The sequence below is a fragment of the Methanoregula sp. genome (assembly GCF_052325125.1).
In the GTDB taxonomy this organism is placed as follows: domain Archaea; phylum Halobacteriota; class Methanomicrobia; order Methanomicrobiales; family Methanospirillaceae; genus Methanoregula.
Genome location: NZ_JBKQWO010000001.1, coordinates 19315 through 39798 on the forward strand (window position 1 = coordinate 19315; position 20484 = coordinate 39798).

Annotated in this window: 19 protein-coding genes; 7 read left to right on the top strand and 12 right to left on the bottom strand. The window is 53.1% G+C overall.

Annotated features, from left to right (window positions below; translation table 11 throughout):
- Positions 1–3 precede the first annotated feature (3 nt).
- Both ACLQMU_RS00115 and ACLQMU_RS00120 read right to left on the bottom strand, forming a co-directional pair.
- A complete protein-coding gene (locus tag ACLQMU_RS00115; protein ID WP_422150567.1) occupies positions 4–495 on the bottom strand; it encodes an Lrp/AsnC family transcriptional regulator in 492 nt (163 codons plus the stop codon).
- Positions 496–517: 22 nt separating this feature from the next.
- On the bottom strand, positions 518–1795 hold the full coding sequence (locus tag ACLQMU_RS00120; protein WP_422150568.1) for an ORC1-type DNA replication protein: 1278 nt from the start codon (positions 1793–1795) through the stop codon (positions 518–520).
- A 636-nt stretch (positions 1796–2431) separates the two neighbouring features.
- Between ACLQMU_RS00120 and ACLQMU_RS00125 the strand changes: the two genes are divergently transcribed.
- On the top strand, positions 2432–2920 hold the full coding sequence (locus ACLQMU_RS00125) for a MogA/MoaB family molybdenum cofactor biosynthesis protein (RefSeq protein WP_424039467.1): 489 nt from the start codon (positions 2432–2434) through the stop codon (positions 2918–2920).
- Positions 2921–3124: 204 nt separating this feature from the next.
- On the opposite strand, the gene cgi121 is transcribed toward ACLQMU_RS00125, so the two are convergent.
- The 7 genes from cgi121 to ACLQMU_RS00160 all read right to left on the bottom strand — a co-directional run bounded on the left by cgi121 (position 3125) and on the right by ACLQMU_RS00160 (position 10754).
- Positions 3125–3646, bottom strand: coding sequence for a KEOPS complex subunit Cgi121 (cgi121, locus tag ACLQMU_RS00130; protein ID WP_422150570.1), 522 nt, complete (start codon positions 3644–3646; stop codon positions 3125–3127).
- A gap of 3 nt (positions 3647–3649) precedes the next feature.
- Complete coding sequence (locus ACLQMU_RS00135; RefSeq protein ID WP_424039469.1) at positions 3650–5821, bottom strand: ATP-dependent DNA helicase; 2172 nt, start codon at positions 5819–5821, stop codon at positions 3650–3652.
- 216 nt (positions 5822–6037) lie between these two features.
- A complete protein-coding gene (locus ACLQMU_RS00140; protein WP_422150572.1) occupies positions 6038–6583 on the bottom strand; it encodes a KH domain-containing protein in 546 nt (181 codons plus the stop codon).
- Positions 6584–6665: 82 nt separating this feature from the next.
- Complete coding sequence (locus ACLQMU_RS00145; RefSeq protein ID WP_422150573.1) at positions 6666–7445, bottom strand: serine protein kinase RIO; 780 nt, start codon at positions 7443–7445, stop codon at positions 6666–6668.
- Between the two features lie 38 nt (positions 7446–7483).
- Positions 7484–8425 carry a tyrosine--tRNA ligase gene (locus ACLQMU_RS00150; protein ID WP_422150574.1) on the bottom strand — a complete coding sequence of 314 codons (942 nt, stop codon included), beginning with the start codon at positions 8423–8425 and terminating at the stop codon, positions 7484–7486.
- Between the two features lie 25 nt (positions 8426–8450).
- Positions 8451–9482 (bottom strand): type II glyceraldehyde-3-phosphate dehydrogenase, encoded by a 1032-nt coding sequence (locus ACLQMU_RS00155; protein ID WP_422150575.1) that lies wholly within the window; start codon positions 9480–9482, stop codon positions 8451–8453.
- Positions 9483–10262: 780 nt separating this feature from the next.
- Entirely contained in the window at positions 10263–10754 is a 492-nt protein-coding gene (locus tag ACLQMU_RS00160) for a DUF367 family protein (RefSeq protein ID WP_422150576.1), read from the bottom strand.
- 30 nt (positions 10755–10784) lie between these two features.
- On the opposite strand from ACLQMU_RS00160, the gene ACLQMU_RS00165 reads away from it, so the two are divergent.
- From ACLQMU_RS00165 to ACLQMU_RS00175, 3 genes are all read left to right on the top strand, one after another.
- Positions 10785–11657 carry a nucleoside 2-deoxyribosyltransferase gene (locus ACLQMU_RS00165; protein WP_424039044.1) on the top strand — a complete coding sequence of 291 codons (873 nt, stop codon included), beginning with the start codon at positions 10785–10787 and terminating at the stop codon, positions 11655–11657.
- A gap of 100 nt (positions 11658–11757) precedes the next feature.
- Positions 11758–13290 (top strand): glycosyltransferase family 39 protein, encoded by a 1533-nt coding sequence (locus ACLQMU_RS00170; protein ID WP_424039046.1) that lies wholly within the window; start codon positions 11758–11760, stop codon positions 13288–13290.
- 18 nt (positions 13291–13308) lie between these two features.
- Positions 13309–14418 (top strand): glycosyltransferase, encoded by a 1110-nt coding sequence (locus ACLQMU_RS00175; protein WP_422150579.1) that lies wholly within the window; start codon positions 13309–13311, stop codon positions 14416–14418.
- Positions 14419–14523: 105 nt separating this feature from the next.
- On the opposite strand, the gene ACLQMU_RS00180 is transcribed toward ACLQMU_RS00175, so the two are convergent.
- Genes ACLQMU_RS00180 through ACLQMU_RS00190 form a run of 3 tightly spaced genes read right to left on the bottom strand, consistent with a single transcriptional unit; the run spans position 14524 to position 16705 of the window.
- Positions 14524–14889 carry a GtrA family protein gene (locus tag ACLQMU_RS00180; RefSeq protein ID WP_424039048.1) on the bottom strand — a complete coding sequence of 122 codons (366 nt, stop codon included), beginning with the start codon at positions 14887–14889 and terminating at the stop codon, positions 14524–14526.
- A gap of 32 nt (positions 14890–14921) precedes the next feature.
- The gene (locus ACLQMU_RS00185) at positions 14922–15533 is read right to left on the bottom strand and encodes a class I SAM-dependent methyltransferase (protein ID WP_422150581.1); all 612 of its coding nucleotides are present in this window, start codon (positions 15531–15533) and stop codon (positions 14922–14924) included.
- Positions 15533–16705: a hypothetical protein gene (locus tag ACLQMU_RS00190; protein WP_443673477.1), complete on the bottom strand. Its 1173-nt coding sequence runs from the start codon at positions 16703–16705 to the stop codon at positions 15533–15535. The genes ACLQMU_RS00185 and ACLQMU_RS00190 overlap by 1 nt, the downstream gene beginning before the upstream one ends.
- A gap of 164 nt (positions 16706–16869) precedes the next feature.
- On the opposite strand from ACLQMU_RS00190, the gene ACLQMU_RS00195 reads away from it, so the two are divergent.
- The 3 genes from ACLQMU_RS00195 (at position 16870) to ACLQMU_RS00205 (ending at position 20369) form a co-directional block, all read left to right on the top strand.
- The gene (locus tag ACLQMU_RS00195; RefSeq protein ID WP_424040842.1) at positions 16870–17841 is read left to right on the top strand and encodes an EF-Tu/IF-2/RF-3 family GTPase; all 972 of its coding nucleotides are present in this window, start codon (positions 16870–16872) and stop codon (positions 17839–17841) included.
- 114 nt (positions 17842–17955) lie between these two features.
- The gene (locus ACLQMU_RS00200) at positions 17956–18525 is read left to right on the top strand and encodes a LemA family protein (protein WP_422150584.1); all 570 of its coding nucleotides are present in this window, start codon (positions 17956–17958) and stop codon (positions 18523–18525) included.
- A gap of 14 nt (positions 18526–18539) precedes the next feature.
- Positions 18540–20369, top strand: a complete 1830-nt coding sequence (locus tag ACLQMU_RS00205; protein WP_422150585.1) for a DUF2207 family protein — start codon at positions 18540–18542, stop codon at positions 20367–20369.
- Positions 20370–20484: the final 115 nt, after the last annotated feature.

Below are 20484 nucleotides of genomic sequence, written 5' to 3' on the forward strand. Positions count from 1 at the left end.
ACCTCAGAACGAATACGGGAGGCGTTCGGTTTCCTGCTGCTCAAAGAGGGTGTTGCCATTCTCTTTGTAGGACTTCATGACAATATGGGTGGCCGTTTCGCGGATCCGGTCCATCGGGGCGACGTGCTCCGAGACAAACCGGGAAACCTCCTGCATATTCTTTCCGCTCACCATAACCTGAAGGTCATAGGTACCGGTGATGAGACGGAGCGACCGGACCTGCCTGAACCGGGAGAGCCTTTCTGCAATCCTGTCGTACCCGAAGTCCCGCTCGGGACTCACTTTCAGCTCGATAATAGCTGAAACTTCCCCGTTTCCCGCCTTTTCCCAGTTTATGACCGTGGTGTACTTACGGATAATCCGGTTCTCTTCAAGGGCATGGATCCGTGCTTCCACTTCAGCCGGGATAAGGTTGGTCATCGATCCGATTTCCTGTGCAGACAGCCGGCTGTTCTCCTCAAGAATCCGGAGGAGTTCGAGATCCTTGTCATCCATCTCAAGTCACTCCACTGTTATTTTAAAACCATTTGGTCTCTATCGGATTTATAGTGGGCTCTTTTAATCCATTGAGCCGCGGATCCTTGAGCACAACTTCCCGGATCTTATCGGTATTGGAATCAAACCACATCTCTTTCGTGCGCCCGTACCGGCCCCGGCTCACGACACGCGTGTTTATCACGCCAAGCATGTTGAGCTCCGATATGAGATCTGTGATACGGCGGTGGGTGAGGACATCCAGCTGGAGGGAGGGCGCGATGGTCTGATAGACCTTGGAGACCTCCCCGCTGGTAAAAACGGTCCTGCTGTTGTGTTCCAGCGTCAGCATGGAAAAGAGGATCAGCTTGCTCTGGGAGGGGAGCGTCGCGATGCACTCAATCATGCTGTCGGTTTCAATCTTGGCCTGTGCCTGTTTCACGTGTTCCTCGGTAACCTGTTTTGACTCGTCCCTGTCGGCAAGTTCACCGGAGATCCGGAGGAGATCAAGGGCGCGTCGTGCGTCGCCATGCTCCTGTGCGGCAAGTGCTGCACAGAGCGGTACCACACCTTCGGCAATCGCACCGTCAAGGAAGGCACCGGTGGCACGCTGGGTCAGGATATCTACGAGCTGGGGCGCGTTATAAGGGGGAAAGACAATCTCCTCTTCTGAAAGTGATGAGAGGACCCGGGGGTCGAGGAAATCCTTGAAGCTGAGATCGTTCGAGATCCCGATGATGCTGACCTTGGAGTTCTTGAGATCGGAGTTGATCCTTGTCAGGTTGTAGAGCGTGTCATCACCGCTCTTTTTGACCAGCTTGTCGATCTCGTCGAGCACAATCACGAGGACCCCGCCACCGGTATCAAGCTGGTTTTTCAGCTCCGCATACACCTGGTCCGTTGGCCACCCGGTCATTGGAATGTGAAGGCGGGTCTTGTCACTCGATGCTTCTTCGAACCCGTCGATACACTTGGCAATCTGTGCAAGTACCCGGTACTGTGTATCTATCACTTCGCAATTGAGGTGGACAATGCGGCATGTAGTCCCCATGGTGCTGCTGGCTTTTTCCAGCTCCGAACCGACATACCGGACACTTGCCGTCTTCCCGGTACCTGTTTTCCCGTAAATCAGAATATTCGAGGGGGTTTCGTTCCTGAGAGATGGGGCAAGGATGGATGCAATGGTATCAATCTGCGGTTGGCGGTGAGGAAGGATCTGCGGTCGGTACGAGTGCCTGAGTACTTCCCGGTCGCGGAATATCCGGTTATTGGAAAGATATTTTATAAATAGGCCGGTTGAGGGATCTACGGTTTCTGGCATGGTGACACGTGGAGCTGAGTCTTAGCGGGATGAGATTAAAAAAGTACTTGGTTTATTTCCTTTATAAACCCCTTCGCTTCCTGTGGAGATTTCGTTTAAAACCGCGGAAATAAAAATCAACGTGTAATTAAAAGAATTCAAAAAATTATATTTTTGCCTTTTATTTGCTTTTATATAAAGAATTCAGAAGTAATAGTAAAAATCCTTTTCAGAAGACAAAAAAAACAGGGACACCCCTTAGTTTCTTGTGGAACTCTGGAAAGGTTACCTGCCGTCGGTTGAGTTTTTAACAAAGAGATAGTCATTAACAATATGCATTAAGATCTATTTAAGATAATTGAAATGCATCCAGGTACAGATCTCGAAGATAAAACGGATTGTAAAAGGATATCGTGCTCATACCGGGACAGGTTATAATCTGCTCCTGACCAGAAACAGGGAAGAAACAAACATTGATCTTATCCAGACTTCAGAACAGTAATTTTCATCCTTTTTACATTTGCCGGGGTAAGTGACAATAGCGTTTCCACTGGAAACAAAGGGGTAACCCTGTTTTTATAAAAACGGGCTGAAAAAAAGAGCGTTTCGTTAATCTTATACTTCTATTAATGAGTAGTTACCATCACATTTATTATCATGAAGCAGGAACACGTCCAGTCCGTATCCGTCACCGGCGGAATAATAACGGTCTCTTCAACAAGGACAGAGAAAACGGATTCCAGCGGAAAAACAATACGGACAATTCTGGCAGAAGCAGGAATCCCTGTCCTGCATTATGCGATCATTCCTGATCAGATTGAAGCTATCAGATTTGAACTGTACCAGACGCTCAAAACCTGTAACTGTATTATCATCAATGGCGGTACCGGTCTGACTCATGATGACTGTACTATTGAGGCCGTCACCCCGCTTCTTGAAAAGAAAATGGATGGCTTCGGGGAACTTTTCCGGATCAAAAGTTACGAGGAGATCGGGACGTCCACCATGCTTTCCCGGGCAATCGCCGGTACTATTCGTGGAAGTGTCATCTTCTGCATACCCGGGTCTACCGCTGCCGTGACTCTTGCCACCAGAATGCTGATCGTGCCGGAAATCACCCATATCCTCACCCACGCCAGTAAATAACCCCTTTTGGGATTATATACCTGAAAAACAACCAGGAAACCATCTGCAAACCAGCGGGCATCAAACTCTTTCAGGCAAAGAAACTCGTAGTTTCGTGACGCGCCGGAACTCTGCAGAGTCACAAGCGGATCCAATCCTGTTGAGGACAGGACAACCGGGATCATCAGGCTGCGTAGCACGGCAGCTGCGGGGAGAAATCTGCCTTTATTTGCTTACATTCAGGAGCGCAACACGCTCAAGCACCAGGTCCCGGATGCGATCCTCTCCCGCCGCATCCAGTTCTATCGGGGAAATCCCAAAGAGGGCTGCAAGCCGTGCAGCTTTCTGTGGGGAGATGCCATCATCAGGCTCATCGAGAAAATGCACGGATCCCGCAAGCTCGTCCCAGATACCGGGGCGTGTCGGGCAGCAACAGATATAAAGATGGTTCTCCCCTTCATGAAGGCCAAACGCGACTGCAGCGCTGCACTGCCGGGTCCCCGCAGCATAGAGCAGCGCCTCCATCTCAAACGAATTGGAGATTGCACTGCCCCGGGTAAATGACCGGTTCGCATGCCGGAGTGCTGCTTTGGCGTGTGCCCTACCGGCCATTTTTTCAGCATCAAAACAGACAATGCGGGCGGCAGAGCGCCCGGCGATCTCCCGCAGGACACCAAGCAGGGCATCCCGGTCCTGGATCGTCACCACTGCATACCGTATCTGGCAGGATATCTCTGGATCGCTCATAGTTCACCCGAAACGCAGCAGGGTGGACTGGCCGGCAGCAGGCATTTCCCCGTCGATAGATGTCTTCTCATCGGAATCTCTTTTTTTGGGCTGCAATTGCTCAAGAACCTGATCTGCAATGCCCTGACCGAGGATCATCGTCAGTTCTTCTTTTTTGTGCTTCAGGATATCTTCCGGTGATGTAATACCGTTGTTAAAAAGGCGCCGGGCACGGACACGCCCGATCCCCCGGAGCCGGATGAGCGGGAGCAGCTCGCGCCGTATCCCGTTCTTCATGCAGATCTCGCATTCCGCTATCTGCGGGTAGAACTTCGGGGCAAACATCCGGGCCAGCTGGCTTGTTGCGTGCAGCAGCCAGTTGATGCTCTCGACCATCCCGTACACGTCCCCCGGTCCGACGCCGTACCGCTCGCAGATTTTTTCCTCGGGGAGCTCGTCGGTCCAGTCGGAAAGGAGCATCGCGGTCTTTATTCCACGGTAATAGGCTTCGGCCTCATCCTCATCCGTTGGCAGTGGCAGCCAGAGGTCAGCTCCCCGGACCTCCAGCATCCGGGAGAGTGCGGCAAGATCGGCATTCTTCGCGTACAGGGTCGGCATATCGGGGGTGCTGCAGATGAGCTGGACAAGGCCGAGATCCGCATATGTCTCCTGTTCCCGCAGGGTTGTAACAATGGCCGAAGCACTCCGCGGGTCGATGTACATCCGGGAGACAAGCGTCCCCAATTCGGTCGCCCCGATATGCTCGCCAACCTCTACGACCATCTCTGCGGCGATCAGGAACTGAAGCGCCTCATCGACAGCCCGGTGGATGAGCCGGCCCTGCTTGTGCTCGTGGACGTAAAACGAGCGGTTCATGAATTCGGAGAGCTCGCTGCGGGTCGCTACAAAGCCCGAGGCGATAAGGGAGAGGACATGGGTGTAGAGTGCGGTCGGCTCGGCGATCTGGGAATGAACGTCATCAGCGGCCGCTTCGATATAGCATTCGAAGAGTTCCGGCACCTGCTCGGCTTCCTTTGCGATCAGTACGGCCTCGCCGTACGGGTCGAGCCGGGGCCGGCCGGCCCTTCCCGCCATCTGCCGGTACTCGCTCACCGGGATCGGCTGCATGCCCTCACCGGCGGAGAACCGGAGGTAGTCCCGGATGATCACCCGGCGGGCGGGCAGGTTGAGGCCCGCAGCAAGGGTCGGTGTGGAGGAGATGCACTTGAGCCAGCCTTTGCGGAACGCTTCTTCCACGATGGAGCGTTCGTTCCGGCTCAGGCCTGCATGGTGGAACGCCGCGCCTTTTGCGACGCACGCGGCGAGGGTTTTTATCATCTCGGTCGGCGTTCCGGCTTGCAAGCGGTCGGCACACCCGGCAAGCGCCGGATTCTCGCTTTTTATTGCGCCGGCTGCCCGTTTTGCAAATGCCTCGGCGTTCCTCCGCGAGGAGACAAACACGAGGCACTGCCCCCCTTCGGCAATCGTATCGAGACAAAGGTTAAGGTCATCGTAGTTCTTTGAAACCTGTTTTATGGGCCGCGTCCCCTCTTCAAACTGGATCCGGTTATCGTAAAAGACGCCCTGCCGGAGATCGACCGGCCGCCACGAGCTCGTGACCAGCTCCGCATCGAGCCACCCGGCAAGCATTTTCGGGTTCCCGATGGTCGCCGAGAGCCCGATGAGCTGCATGCCGGGGTTTCTGGACCGCATCTTTGCGATCACCATCTCGAGCGTCGGGCCGCGGTCCGGGGAATCGATCAGGTGCACTTCGTCTACGACAACCAGCGTGATCTCCGGCATCCAGCGTGCGCTGTTCCTGAGCAGGGAGTCTACTTTCTCACTCGTCGCAACAATAATATCGTTCCTGCCAAGGGCATCATCGCGCCGGTCGAGGTCCCCGGTGGATATCCCGACCCGCACCCCCTTGTTGCCAAACTCGTCGTATTTTTCCGATGCAAGGGCCTTGAGCGGGACAATGTACAGGCATTTTCCTCCTGCTGCGATGTGGCGGTGCATCGTCATCTCAGCGATCAGCGTCTTCCCGCTTGCAGTTGGTATTGCGACGAGGAGGTTCCTGCCGTCAAGCAGCCCTTTCTCGATACAGGTAGCCTGCGGCGGATAGAGCTCCCTGATACCCTGCCCAAGGTACTGCTGTTTGAGGGTGTCGGGGATGGCAAGATCCTGTATCTGCATGGCGGTTCCCATCAGTGTCGCGTTTTTCTAAACTGCCTGTTAATTGTTTATTGCCGGTTAAATTTTTTTTGCGGATTATACCCGGCAAACGGCGCTCCCCAGCCAAAGCCCGGCGCCAGATAGCGTGCGGGTTTCCGGATAGGTTGCCCGGTTCCTGCCTGGTACCGTTTTACCGGACTGCGTAAAAAAGAAGGAGTGCGGGAGGCGAAAGTGGTTTTAGTAGTAATAGCTGATCATGTCCTGCTTGGCTTCTTTTTTCTTCTTGTCAAGGAACGCAAAGACGTTCTCGTGGGGGACGCCCTCGATGAGCATGTCGATGGCCGCCCGGGCGACCTTCATCTGTTCAGGGTAGCCGATGAGGGCCACGGTATGGCCGAAGACCGAGAGGTCCACATCGGTCATGTTCTCGATCTGCTCGCGGGCCCGCCCGTCTTTTCCGATGATCCGCCCGCGGAGCCGGTCGAGCTGCTTGGGATTGTCGGCCGCTCTGGAGAGATCGATGATATCGAGAAGGAGATCCTCGTCTTCGATCATCTCGAAGGCACGCTCAGGGGAGAACCCGGCGTTGATGGCGTTGATGATCTCGACAGCCCGCAGCAGCGGGATCGCGTTCTCCTCTGCCCCTTCGACCTTGACAAGGCCTTCCTTGCTGTCGATGGAAATTGTCGTGTGGGTCTTTGATTCGAGCTCTTTTTTTGTCGCACCGGCCTTTCCGATGAGGACACCCACCCTGCTTGTTGCAACTTTTAGTTCCTGTATCATGATTTAGTCACCTTTCCGGCTGACCGCCCGGCATTCTTATCGCAGGTTATACCGTTCTTTCTGGAGATGATGCTGATGTGTGTCATGGTTGTGAGACGTTGAGACCGGTCACCGCGTTGAAGATCTCATATTCAGTTTTTACTTCGCAGCCCTTCTTTTTAAAGAACCTGTTCATGTTGCGGATGTCCCGCATCAGGAACTGGAGGGCACGCGGGTGATCGCGGGTGACCGACTGGCCCATATCGATGAGATATGGGTGGTCATGGTATAATATATTGAACTCGCTCAAGTCACCATGCACGAGTTCTGCTTTTTTGTACAGTATGTCGATCATGCCGATGACCGATGCGTAGATGGCTCCCGGGTCTTCCAGTTCTACGCTCCTCAGCTGGGGGAACGGGCACTCCCCCTCGCCAAGAAAGGACATGATAAGGATGTTCCGGTCCCACACAAGCGGCTCCGGCACGGGAAGCCCCGCCTCTTTTGCCCGGGCAAGATTAGAGAACTCTTTTCTTGTCCACGCAAAGATGAGCTCCTTTTTGGACTTTTTTACATGGGAGAACCGGCGGTCCCCGGTGACGTACGAGCTCATGGTGGTGAAATTCGCCGACTGGATCCGGTAGATCTTTATGGCAACGGCCTGATCCCCCCGGTCCCCCAGAAAAACGTTGGCTTCTTTCCCGGTACTGATGGAACCGCCGATCGCAGTGAGCCATTTCTTATGGACAAGCTTGTACAAGGCAAGGAGGGTGACCTCGTCAAAGACGTTCTCGCTGACCTTGAGATTATTCGCATCTTTTATGCGGATCCCCATCTCGGCGAGGCGCTGGTCGAAGTTCTCCTCTTTTTTTTCGATGCTCACGTGTCCTCCCGGCTATACCTGACACGTATCTTTCTGCCTTACCGTATATAGTCGCGCACTGGTGCAAGGATCTCGACCAGTCCCTCGCCGCAGGCCTTCTTGAGGTCGAGCGGATGGATCTCTCCCTTGCCATAGGCAGCTTCGAGATCCGTGTAACCGGCAAAGGTCCGGTCACCCCCGAATTTTTCCGGCCGCTTTATCGTGATCTCCGGGAGGCGGGGGAAGATATGGTGCTGGAAGATCTGGAGGATCGGGTTCTCGGCAATTTCCGGCGGGCAGAACGCCTTCTGGCACTTCTTCCTGATCTCATCTTCGCTGTCGGCAACCGAGATATAATTGCCCTGCGACGAGGACATCTTCTTCCCGTCAAGACCATTCAGGATCGGCGTGTGGATGCAAACCGGGGAAGGATAGTTAAAGTTTGGCAGGTGCTCCCGGGCGAGCATGTGGATCTTCCGCTGGTCGATCCCGCCCACTGCGGCGTCAACGCCGAGCATCGCGATATCCGCCATCTGCATGATCGGGTACACCATCTGCGAGACGGTCGGGTGGTCCATCTGCCTACCCACCTCGTCCATGCTCCGGGTCGCCCTGGCGAGGGTTATCTGCTGGGAGAGCTGGTGGACGAGCAGTTCGTACTCGCGGTTGAGCTGGAGGTCCGAGCCAAGGACATATTTAACATTCTTAAGGCCGAGCCCTTCAAAACATCGGCGGTTGTATTTGGCGAGCTCCCCGACCTGCTCCATGGTCCCTTTCCGGTTAAGGAACGCGTGCAGGTCGGCCAAGAGGACGGTGACTTCAAAACCTGCTGCCTGGAGATCGACAAGCTTATTTATGGTGACCAGGTGGCCGAGGTGGATCTCGCCGCTCGGCTCGTAGCCTGCATATACCTTCTTTGTGGGTCTGGCCAGGAGAGCGCGGAGTTCGTCTTCGGTGACGATTTCAACGGTGTTCCGGGTAACCCGTTCGAATGTGTCCATTAAAAAATATGGGTGATGGAGGGAGTTAATGGTTATTCTGGATGGGAGTAAAACCGAGAGCGTCGTTCGTGAGTTTTATGGAGGTTGCTGCATCCTTGGCGAGGCCGTTCATCGCGCGGATCGCATCCACGTTCTCGACGACAACGTCCGCCTCCTGATGAATGGCCTGGAAGAAGCAGAGCTCGTTCTTATTGGCGTAGATGGATTCCTCAAAGATGCAGTTCTCGTAGAGATCTGCCCGCTGCCGGCCGAGATCCAGGGCAAATTCCTTGAGCTCTGCAGTGCTCTTGATCCCTGCAGTTTTCTTCACGAGGCCCATGCGGGGATGGTTCCGGATAAGTTCGATCACTTTCTCGCGGTTCACGTCTTTTTTGGTCGTGATCCGGATCGCGTGCATGTGCATCATCGTGGTCGGGACGATCATGGCCATGGTCGTGATTGAGATGTGGGGGAGCACGGTCTGGACATCAGGGCCGTGGTGGCTTGGAACCGTTACCGGGTCGAGGACGACCGCATCGATCGGCCCTTTCTTGATCTCGCCGGGGTCGGATCCCCTGCGCACCATGATCGCGTGGACGTGAGCAACGCCGAATTCCTTGTCGATCTCATGGATGATCCGGCAGAGGCCGGTTGTGTTGCAGGAGACCACCCGGACAAACTGCCGGCCGACGGCATCCTTGAAATTGCAGGACGAGTTGAAGGAGAACCCGGCAATTTCGTGATCTTCGCCACCCTGCCAGAGCGCCTTTTTCCCGAGTTTCTCATAGAGCGGCTTGTTGGATGCACCAATCCCTCCCGGGGTCGCGTCTACGATTACATCGGCAGCCTTACACATTTCCTCTACGGATCCGGCGACCGCAAGTCCCGCCTTTTCAAAAGCGGCTTTCTTTGAAATATCCGCGATGTAGAGGGGGTAACCCCGTAGTTTTGCTATGAACGCCTCGGCGTTCGGCCGGGTCTTTGAGACGCCGATCACCTTCATATCCTTCTGGGCTGCAACTGCATCGGCAACACGCTTCCCGATGGTACCGTACCCGTTGATGGCAACCTTGATCATATAACGAACTGTATGAGCGAGATGAGATAAAGATTGCTTGTTTTGGGGTTTGTGTATCCCGGGAGCTGTCAGAAATCCCGGGAATCTGGTAATCTCCTGCTGGATTATTTAAAGAACCGATCCCGGATCTTCACGATCCCTCCCATCGATATGATGCGGCAAAAGAACAACCGGGCAGCAGCCCGATCAAAGATTTCACGATCACGCCCGATGGCGGGTTCGCGTTTGCACGCTTTTTTTCACCCCCGCTCTGACGTGAGACAGTTTGTAATGTTACAGCTGAGCTGTAACATTACAGTTTAACTGTAAGGTTAAGTACTGTGGAGATCCGGATTTTTTCGCTTTCATAAAAAAACTGCACACCAGGTTTGCCATCCTGCTGCGTCTCTTTAAAAAACCCGGGTGCGGAAAAACCAGCTCTGTTGAAATCCACAATCGATGATAAGATTCGTATAAAACGCTCTTTTAGGTCTCCGGCAAGCCTCCGCCCCCGCACGCTTGTGGCATCCCCCTGTTGCGATGATGATGTATTACCCGTCCGCAAATTTGGGTTTAGGGGTGTTTGTGTGTAAAGGTAATTCCCACACTATCGCAATTGCGCCCCGTCCCCCTCGGGGGACTGGTGGCGCAAGAGGGGGGGAGGCATATCTTAAAAAGAGGATTTCTACAGAGCCGAAAAATCCGTGAAGGGTTTCAACCGAATCCGTTTGCCTATCCGGATCAAGGGTCAGAGCCGGCTGCCCGGCAGTTTTAACAGGATTACCTGACAGAGTACAAAAATCAGAGAAACAGCGCCTGGAACTTCACGACCTCGGTGCTGTCCTTTGCCGTGACATAGAGCTCCAGCGGTTCCTTGTTAACCTCCAGAAACCGGATCCCCCAGCTGACGCAGCCGAGGATCTGCGCTGCCCGCTCCTGTTCCCCGAGGATATAGAGTGCTGCCGCAATCGCCTCAATTGACGTGAGCTTGCAGGGCTTCCCAAAGTTGACCGGGTTTGCGGCCATCAGGAAGGGAAGCGCCCGCCGGATCCGCCACGAGCTGACCGCTCCGGTATCGAGCACCTCCCAGGAGCAATCGAGGGCGGTAATGGATTTTACATTCCTGTCTGCCGGTGAGAGTGCCTGCTCGGCGGTCGGGTCTAAGAGCAGGGTGTTCCGGGGGATCTGCGAGATCTTTTTTACAATCCGCAAAAAACCGGCCCGCTCCAGTTTTTTTACCGTGCATTTGCGGGGATCACAGCTGTTGTCCCGGTAGGCAACCAGCGGAATCATTGATTATTCTGTGCGTTCACACACTGTATAATGTACGTGCTCTGTTCCCCCTGTATTCTTTCCCCGTCGCTCCGGGCAAAAGGCATCACGCACCCCTCCGACATCGCCCTGTTTGCCCGGTCCATCGGGCGCTGCAAGAAGTTCGGGATCGAGGTCGTCCCCCTTCCCTGCCCCGAGACCCGGTACCTTGGCCCGGACCGGGCGCCCGGCACGTACCTTGAACGCCTCAATACCCCGGAGTTTGCTGCGCTTCTCGAAGAGCTGCGCGGGAAGGTGAATGCCATCATCAAAGAGCGGGGGCCGCCGCTCTGTATCCTTGGCGTGAACTCATCGCCCACCTGCGGGGTCACGAGCACGTATTACGGGGCCGAAAGCGGCAAACCTCCCAAGCGGGACGGGCGGGGAGTATTTTATGCAAAATTCCCGGATATCCCGGCACAGGACGTTTCAGAATTTTCGAAATACCGGATCTACCTTGCCGCCCCGCTCTTCTCGGAGGCGGAGCGCACCTATAATTCCGCTATCGCAGAGCTGCTCAGGTCCCATTATTACGAGGTATACCTCCCACAGGAAACTGGTGACGATCACGCAGTAAGGGATAAAAAGGACTATGCCCGGATTTACCGCTGCAACAAAAGAGCGGTAAGGGATGCGGACATCGTGGTTGCCATCATCGACGGTGCAGATGCGGATTCGGGAACCGCGTGGGAGATGGGCTATGCGGCCGGGCTCAGGAAAACCGTGATTGCCCTCAGGACGGATTTCAGGAGGGCCGGGAGCCATGAACGGGTGAACCTGATGCTCGAACAGGAGGCCCGGGTGGTGACCAGCAGGAACGAACTCCTTGCCGCACTGGGAGCACTTCACGCCAGCCCACCGCGGCCGGAGAGGATCTCTGCATAATTTCCCGGCCATCCCTTGTTTTTTTGTAAAACCACGTACTTTTCAGAAGTATAATACAGGCAAGTTATATCTGAATCCTGACAAATAGGTAGTGAGTGCGATGGCGAAGAAAAAAGAGGGGCGGGAATCCGGGAAAAAACAGGATTTTACCGGGGAGTGCGATCTTGACGGTGGGTTTGTATCTCCCATCAAAACGGTCCGTGACCTTTCTCTCAAAAACATACAATCGCTCGTTACCGCGAGCCGTTATTTCCAGAGCCTCATTGTTCTCATGGTCATTGGTCTCTTCCTGCGGTTCTACAATCTCGGGTTCAACTCACTGTGGCTTGACGAAGCCAGCACCTATACAATATCCGTAAAGTCCTTTGCTGGTATATGGCAGGTAACCGCCAGCGGAGAGTTTAACCCGCCGCTCTTCTACTGGGCCGAACATGTCATGCTCATGCTCGGGAATAACGAGGTCATCCTGCGTTTCATCCCTGCCCTGCTCGGTGTCCTTACGATCCCGCTCTTTTACCTGATCGGAAAGGAGTTCCTCGATCGGAACGCGGGCATTATCGCTGCTGCTGCGTGTACCGTCTCCCCGTTTTTAATCTATTACTCGCAGGAAGCACGGGCATACATGATGATGCTCTTTTTTGTCGCGCTTGCGACGATCTTTTTCCTCAGGGCCATGAAGTCCGGGAGCCTGATCCACTGGATTCTCTTCGGCGTCTTCTCAGCGCTGGCCTTCTGGTCGCACTTCTACGCGTTCGTGATGATCGCGGCGCTGGTGCTCTATGCGCTTATCGAATGGGCCCCACGCATCCGGACCGAACTTGCCAACCTCAGGATGCTGGTAGCGGGTATTATCGTCTTTGTGGTCCTGTCGCTCCCCCTCATTATTGTCACCCTCCAGCTTTTTGTTCTCCGGACATCATCGGCACCCACCTACGGGATTCAGGGGCTGGGGATTATCCTTGAAACCTTCATCCAGGTTGCCGGCATGAACGATATCGCAATGTACCTGCTGGTTGCGCTCTTTATTGTCGGGATCATCCAGGCATTCCGTATCGGGAAAAACAAGGGGATCTTCCTTGTGCTGATTACCGTTCTTACCTTTGTTATCAGCTACATTCTCTCGTTCAAGATGCCGATGCTCCCCCGGTACCTTATCTTTTTGAGCATCGTCTTTTTCCTCGGTATTGCAGTGTCCTACCGGGTCGTGTACTCGCTATGGAATACCAGGGCCGTTGTGTATGGGTTTATTATCCTGCTCTTTGTTATCAGCGCCCCGGTCCTTGCCGGGTACTACTCGGGGTTTTCAAAGGAAGATTGGAGAGGATTTTCCGCTACCCTCCAGCAGAAGACCCTGCCGGGCGATGTTGTTATCTCTGTCCCCGGCTACATTTCCCAGCCGCTTGATTATTACTATTCCTCAACAAAGGCGCAGACAAAGGAGTACGGCGCAACGACCGCGGCAGACCTGGACCGGGTTACCACTGAGAGCGGCAACCACACGATCTATTATGTTGTTACCGGTGATATCAGCGCAGCGGATCCGGCCGGTGATGCGGTTCAGTGGCTCAAAAATAACACCACCTATGTTGGCTCAGATGCTACGCAGTTAATCTATCTTTTCACACGATCTTAACTTTTTCCGGTGCTTCCGATGTATGACCTGACCGTTATTATTCCCACGTTCAAGGAAGAGTCCAACATCGGCACTATCATAGAGAGTGTGGATGCGGTTTTTTCCCGAAACTCGATCACCGGGGAGATCCTCATCGTGGATGATAATTCCCCGGACCGGACCATTGAACAGGTCAGGGAATTGCAGAAAACAAAACCGCATCTCAGCCTTGTGGTAAGGACCGATGATCCCGGGCTCTCCCAGTCCGTGGTCGAAGGGTTCCGCAGGGCCCGGTCTGATATCTTCCTTGTCATGGATGCGGATCTCTCCCATCCCCCGGCACTTCTTCCGGTTATGCTTGCAGAGATCCGCGCCGGAAACGACCTCGTCATTGGCAGCCGGTACATGGAAGGCGGCGGGATAAAAAAATGGCCGCTCAAACGGCGTATCATCTCTATGGGCGCGACGTTCCTTGGCCGTCTTCTCTTCCCGGAGATCCACGATCCGGTCAGCGGTTTTTTTGCCGTGAAAAGGAGTGTTGTGGAACATGCCCCGCTCAGGCCACGGGGCTACAAGATCCTGCTCGAAGTGCTGGGCAAAGGTACCTGGCAGAAGGCAAAGGAGATTCCGTTTGAATTTGTTGACCGGGCAACCGGATCAAGCAAGCTGGGTGGTCGGACGATCATCGAGTACGCCGAACAGGTAATCGACAATGCACGGTTTTCCTGGAACCACCATGAGTGTATCGTCTGGCAGGAATGGGTTAAATTGTTCAGATTCGGGGCGGTGGGGCTCTCGGGCATCATCGTCAATGAAGGGGTCCTTATCTATCTCAAGGGATATGTCCAGTTCTCCCTGCCGGTTGCAAGCATTATTGCCATCGAACTCTCGATCATGAGCAATTTTATCCTAAACGATACCTGGACGTTTAAGACGGAGCAGCAGCACGCCATGCCGCACTGGTGGCAGCGCCTTCTCTCGTTCCAGGTGGTCTCCATCGGCGGGGCAGCCATCAATTTTATTATTCTCAACGCTCTTGCGGCATTCGCCGGCATCGATTACCGGATTGCAAACCTTCTCGGGATCCTGGTCGCGTTTGCATGGAATTTCTGGGTCAACCGGCGAGTGACGTGGAAAAAGTCAGAATAAATTGATGGCTTCGTAGAAAACCGACATGATCCAATCATGTTCGTTCCGGAACTATAAAATCGGGAGTCTATGGAAATGCCAAACAGGAATCAATATCTCCTCGGGTTATCGATGATGAGATTTCCACGTAACATGATAATTCATCCAGAAATTCCATCCAAACGCAATAAAAATTCCGATGATGTTGGCGATCCGGTAATCAATGCCCGCATATGATGAGAGCGAATAAAGCACACTAAAATTGATAACCAGACTCCCGAGACTCATACACTGATAACTCAAAAACCGCTTCCATCCCGGGAGCACATGGCTGGCTGATTTGAATGTCCATCGGTCATTTACCTGGAACTGGCACACCAGTGCGGATTCAAATGCTAGGATATTACCAACAAGTAACGGGAATCCAAGATATCCGTGAACCGCGATGAGTATTCCTTCGTTGATGAATACCCCTATTCCTCCAACTGCCATAAAACGGAACAGTGTGGGAAAATGGATGTTAATCATTTGACGCATTCTACAACGATCGTTGAATACGGAATCCAGAACATGTCGTGCCGGACGGTTATATTTACCTGCGAAAAGTTATCGGTAATAAGGTTCCGGTAACATTGTTCTGTCCTGATATATGCGCCCCGGTCAAGGAACAGGAAGAATTTTTCTATTAGTGTTATCTCTGGTACATAACATCCATCCATCAGCATCACGAACCTTCCACCCGGTTTTAAAACCTGAAATGCCAGATGTGAGATTGCTTTGGCATCGTTATCGTCAAGATGGTGGATAACCCCCATAACTACAACCGCATCAAACAGTTCATTTCCTTTAACTACATCTTTGCTCGCTTTTCGGCAGAAGAATTTTCCCCGGTTCCCGAATTTCTTTTTGGCGTACTGGATATACTTCTCATCCATATCGAACCCACAGTATTCAACCGATGGGAGGAATCGTAATAAATCCCCGGTGCCGCATCCGACATCGAAGATTTTCTGCCCGGGTTTCGGTTGGACGTAAGTATCTATCGCGGTCTGGAGATTCTTTTTACCCCGCAGAAAACATGTGACCGTACTGTATATCGACGGATACGAAAACAAAAACGCTATAACAAATCCCATTATGCTGGTACTCCTTTTTGTCCGTTAAATTTTAATGCCTGCCATAACAATAATCCGAACGCAGCAAAATAAATTGTGAAGAATGCCAATGCCCAGGGTGACGTATATTGGGTATTGGTGTAGAGGAAATAGAATGCCAACGGGAACTCAATGAATGCAAGAATCTGAACTACGATAAATATCAGAATACTTTCAATCCGATCTGCTACCAGTATTGCCAAAATCGGCATAAACCATACGATATACTGAGGAGATCGATACTGCATCAGGAATACTATCGCCATGATTGAAACCAGAATGCATTTTAAAAGAATTGTGATTGTTTTTGGACTTTTATAGAGCGTGTACATCCCGGCAAGAATGACGCATACCATGAGTCCCCAGAATGCTTTTTCTAGAATGGATTGTGAGAATGGAATACCGGCAATTTGGCAATATTGCAAGAATGCGTATTGAATCGTGTTGCAGAAAACCAGACTCGCATACCCTACGAGGAGATTATATCCTAAAACCAACATTCCTATAAATATTATAACGGATACGCCGATTATTAAACCAACCCGTTTTTTTCCTTCAATCAACAACGAAGAATTCCGGGAATTGTAAATCCATAAGAACGGGAAGAGGACAACCGGCCACAACTTTACAAAAAAACCGGCGATGCTTGCCAGATACCCTTTTGTCTTATCCCCATAAACTGTTACTGTTAAGGCGATCATCATTACCGCTGTCGGGAACGCATCGAACTTGCTCATCGAATAAAATGCAATTGAAATTGAGGTTGCATAGAGTAATGCGGCTATAAACGCTGTTCGTTGCGAGTATAATTTTACCCCGATTTCGTAGATGCAGAAGATAATGATAAGATCGCAGATTTCTTCCATTACCCACATTGTCAGGACGAACCCGAAAAATCCCGAGAAGAGAGAGATAATGTATGCAATGCCCATCGGAATGTATGCGAGTGGCGGGAACATCACGCTGGTTCCATTTGCCCAAGGTGCAAGTCCCTGCACAATATTCTGCATCGCCACATAATAGTTCTGGTAATCAAACATATCCGGTAATGAATGGAATACAAATACCAAAAGACCGAGAAGAAAAAGCTTTGTTGATACTGATGCTGCGATAAGATAATTCCGATGTTTGGGGCTGATTGCCGGCAAATGCATAACGAATGATCTCCTGTGATCAAGTGTAAAGATAATAGATAGGTATCTCTTTTGGATAATAAAAAATCATAACCTAAATTGAAATACACTGAAATTTTCCCAAAAGTCCCAGTTTCCTTTTGAATCTTCATTTTCATATCCAATGAACTCCCATACATTGAATCATGTCCAATATCACCGTCGCCGTCCTCGCCCCGAACGGCTTTTCCGATGCACTGGGTAAGAAGGGGACGACCAGCGATATCACCTTTTACAACCTCAAGAGAGGAGAGTCTACGGTCACCTTCATCGAGCCCACGCGCTACCCGGAAAAACTTTCCTCACTCTTTTATGCGATTTCCCTTGCTGATCGTGTCATTCTCGTGGTGGACGAGATCACTGCGACGTTCGGGGAGATCGTCCTGATGCTCCAGTGCGCCGGCAAAGCGCACGGGCATATCATTTTCCGGAATTACCTGACACCGGACCAGATTGCGCCGCTCATCAAAGGCACCGTGCTCGAACACTACGAAACTATTGAAAACGACCCCATAGGTCTCCGGGAAAAGCTGCTCGATGCTGCCGCGAAGATGATGGCACACCAGAAAGTGAAGGATGGCGCCGGCAACGGTGCGGTCCCTATCGACCACCATTTCAATGTCAAGGGTGTAGGGACCGTTATCCTCGGGTGCGTAACGCACGGTGTTATCAGAAAGCATGACTCCTTAAAGGTGCTTCCGACTGCAAAAATCGCCCAGGTCCGTTCCATCCAGAAGCACGAGGACGATGCTGAGAGTGCAGTCACCGGCGACCGTGTGGGCCTTGCCCTCAAGGGAGTCGAGGCCGACGATCTTGACCGGGGGTGCGTCCTCACCAACGATCCGGCGATCAGGAGTTCGCTGGTTGTCATGGGAAAGGCGCAGCTGGTAAAATACTGGCCGGCACCCTTAAAGGAAGAGATGGTGATCTATCTCGGCCACTGGATGCAGTTTTTACCCTCGCGTCTCACGAAGGTAACCGCTGAAGGGGACTGGAGGATGCCCGAGCTCACGTTTGCCTGTGAGAAAGAACTGGTGTACCCTCCCGGGGCCCGGATAGTCCTGCATTACCTTGAGGGCGGTAAACTCAGGGTCGTGGGAACCCTAACCCTGCAATAAGCCGCTGGTTCTTCACCTTATTTTTTGTTTTTCCTGTCTTGCAAAAGAGGTTACCTGATGCCATATTACCTCACCTATTATCTGGTACCGCATGCATCAGTGTACTGATAACACATGCTTGGAGATATCATTGGCTGGATCATTCTTGCAGTCATCGTCATCGTCATTATCGGCCTTATCCTCTGGGCCGTGGGTATTTACAACCGGTTCTACTCCCTGAAAAATTCGTCAGAGGCAACCCTCGGGCAGATCCGGGTCGCGATGAAGAAGCGCCTGGATATGATCGACCAGCTGCTCGGTGCGGTAAAGAGCTACGCGAAATTCGAGCAGGAGACGTTCACCAAAGTCACCGCGATGCGGGCAAGCGTCGCAACTGCAGGGCCGGGGGATTTGAACAAGGTTGAGGCAGAGTCCCGTTCCATCTTCGGGCGCCTGCTTGCCGTAGCCGAAAACTACCCGGAATTAAAAACCTCACAGACCGTCACCTCTCTCATGGACTCGGTGAAAAGCCTTGAGGACGAGATCTCCCGGCACCGGTACACCTTCAACAACATCTCGCAGGAATTCAACACGATGATGGATACTATCCCCTCGAAGTTCATCGGCCACATGACCGGCATGCCCAAGCTTGAATATCTCCAGTTCGAGGACGAGATCAAGACCCCGCCGAAGATCGAGTTCTGACGGGGGAATGCGTCGTGGGCGAAACCAGGCAGATAGCCGTCATTGTCATCATCGGGCTCGTCCTGGGGGTCATCGGGCTGCTCATCGTATCCGCCATCCCGCCCCTCCTCCAGGGAGACCTTGCCGTAAGCTCGTATGAAGCGACCCTGTACGAAAACGGCACCCTCCAGGAGCAGTATATCTACCAGGTGCAGTACTCCGGCGAGTACCGGATGCTGTACCGGTCGTGGGAAGCTCCCCTGATCTTTGCAGGCAGCACCGAGCCATACATCCAGTTTGTTTCCATCGACCCTCCCGCCGGTTCGATCGGCTATGCAAAGGATGCTGCCTCTGCCGTGTCGATCACCGGTTCATCCGACCCTTCCGTAAAAGACGAGATCGGCCGCCTTGCTGATACCAGCGAGGTAGGTATTTTCAACCCGGCCTACTATGCCGCGGGCACCTATACGGTCCAGGCCACGTACGTTGTTCACCCTCCTATAGAAGATGACGGGACAACCGCCCACCTCAACTTCAAGTTCGCCGGGTCGGACCATATCCCGTACAATGATATCAGGATCACGGTACCGGCGGACGGTGTGAACCAGATCTACGTGTACCCACCTACTCTTCATACAGAAAAGACCGGGAATACTTACACGATCACCGGCAGTGCTGCAGGAAACGAGAACATCGCGGTTGAAATGCTTGCCGGTGAAGGTGGGTTTGCCCAGATCCCGGGATTCCGGACCAATGCAACAGATCTGCAGGCAAAAACTGTTTCTGCAAACTTCTGGTACGACCTGCCCTACACAGTGGCCATGCTCCTGGGATACCTCGCGAAAGCGGCCGTACTCCTGGTGCCGGTCCTTTTGCTCTTTATCTATTACCACTACGGGCGGGAGAAAAAGTTCACCGTTACGACCTACCTGAGTACCGTCCCCAACCCCGCACTCAAACCCTGGCAGGTGAACCTGCTCTTCAAAGGCGATGCGCTGGATTTCGATCAGGACGGCTATTACGCGACCCTCCTTGACCTGCACCGGCGAAAACTCATCTCAATAACTCCATCCGCTGGCGGGAATGGCCCGGAGATCCGTATTCTTTCCACGGAGACAACAGATCCCTACGAGCAGAGAGTCCTCGCATTTGTCGGGCGTCTCTCGGAAAACAACGTGCTCTCGACCAGTACTCTTGAAACGCTCGTGAAAGATGCGCGGGTAAACAGCCTTGCTGAGGAAAAAGCGCTGCTGTACCAGAAGAGTTTCGCCGACGTGACGACCCGGGCGGACACCACTATTGCCTACGAATACATGGTTGACGGCAGGGATCATATCTCCCCGCTCATCGCGATCGGGGCAGTCTCCTGTGCCATCACGTTCATGCTCGCCCTTATCCTTCCTGCGCAGTCTGCCAGCATGATCCCCGCCGTGGTGCTCATGATTATTGCCGTGATCCAGCTGGTTATCGCCTGGGTTGCCCCCTCAACCCTGTTCGGGCACTGGAAAGAGGATCATTACAAGGACAAGCTGGAATGGGATGCATTCGCTCACTTCCTGTCTGACCTTGCCATGATCCGGAAGTATGCCCCGGAAGATCTCCCGATGTGGGGCGACTGGCTGGTCTATGGCACGGCGCTGGGGGTCGGCGACAAGGTGGAGCAGGCGATGAAGGTGCTCAACATCCCGGTTGCTGAAACCGGGGTGCCGATGGGCGTCATGGGCATGAATGCATTTTTTATGCCTATCGTCACCTTTATGCCGATGATCCAGGGCGGCCCCCGGGGTGGCTTCGGCGGAGGGGGCTTTGGCGGCGGATTTGGCGGAGGAGGAGGGTTCGGTGGCGGCGGGGCCGGGGGACGGTGAGCTCGCGCGGCAGTGCGCCCTTTCCCATCCCATCCCCTCCGGGCGGGAATCGGATTTCTCTCTCTTTAAAGGAGAAAAGAGATATAAATCCGCGTCAATCCAATGAATACCCAGA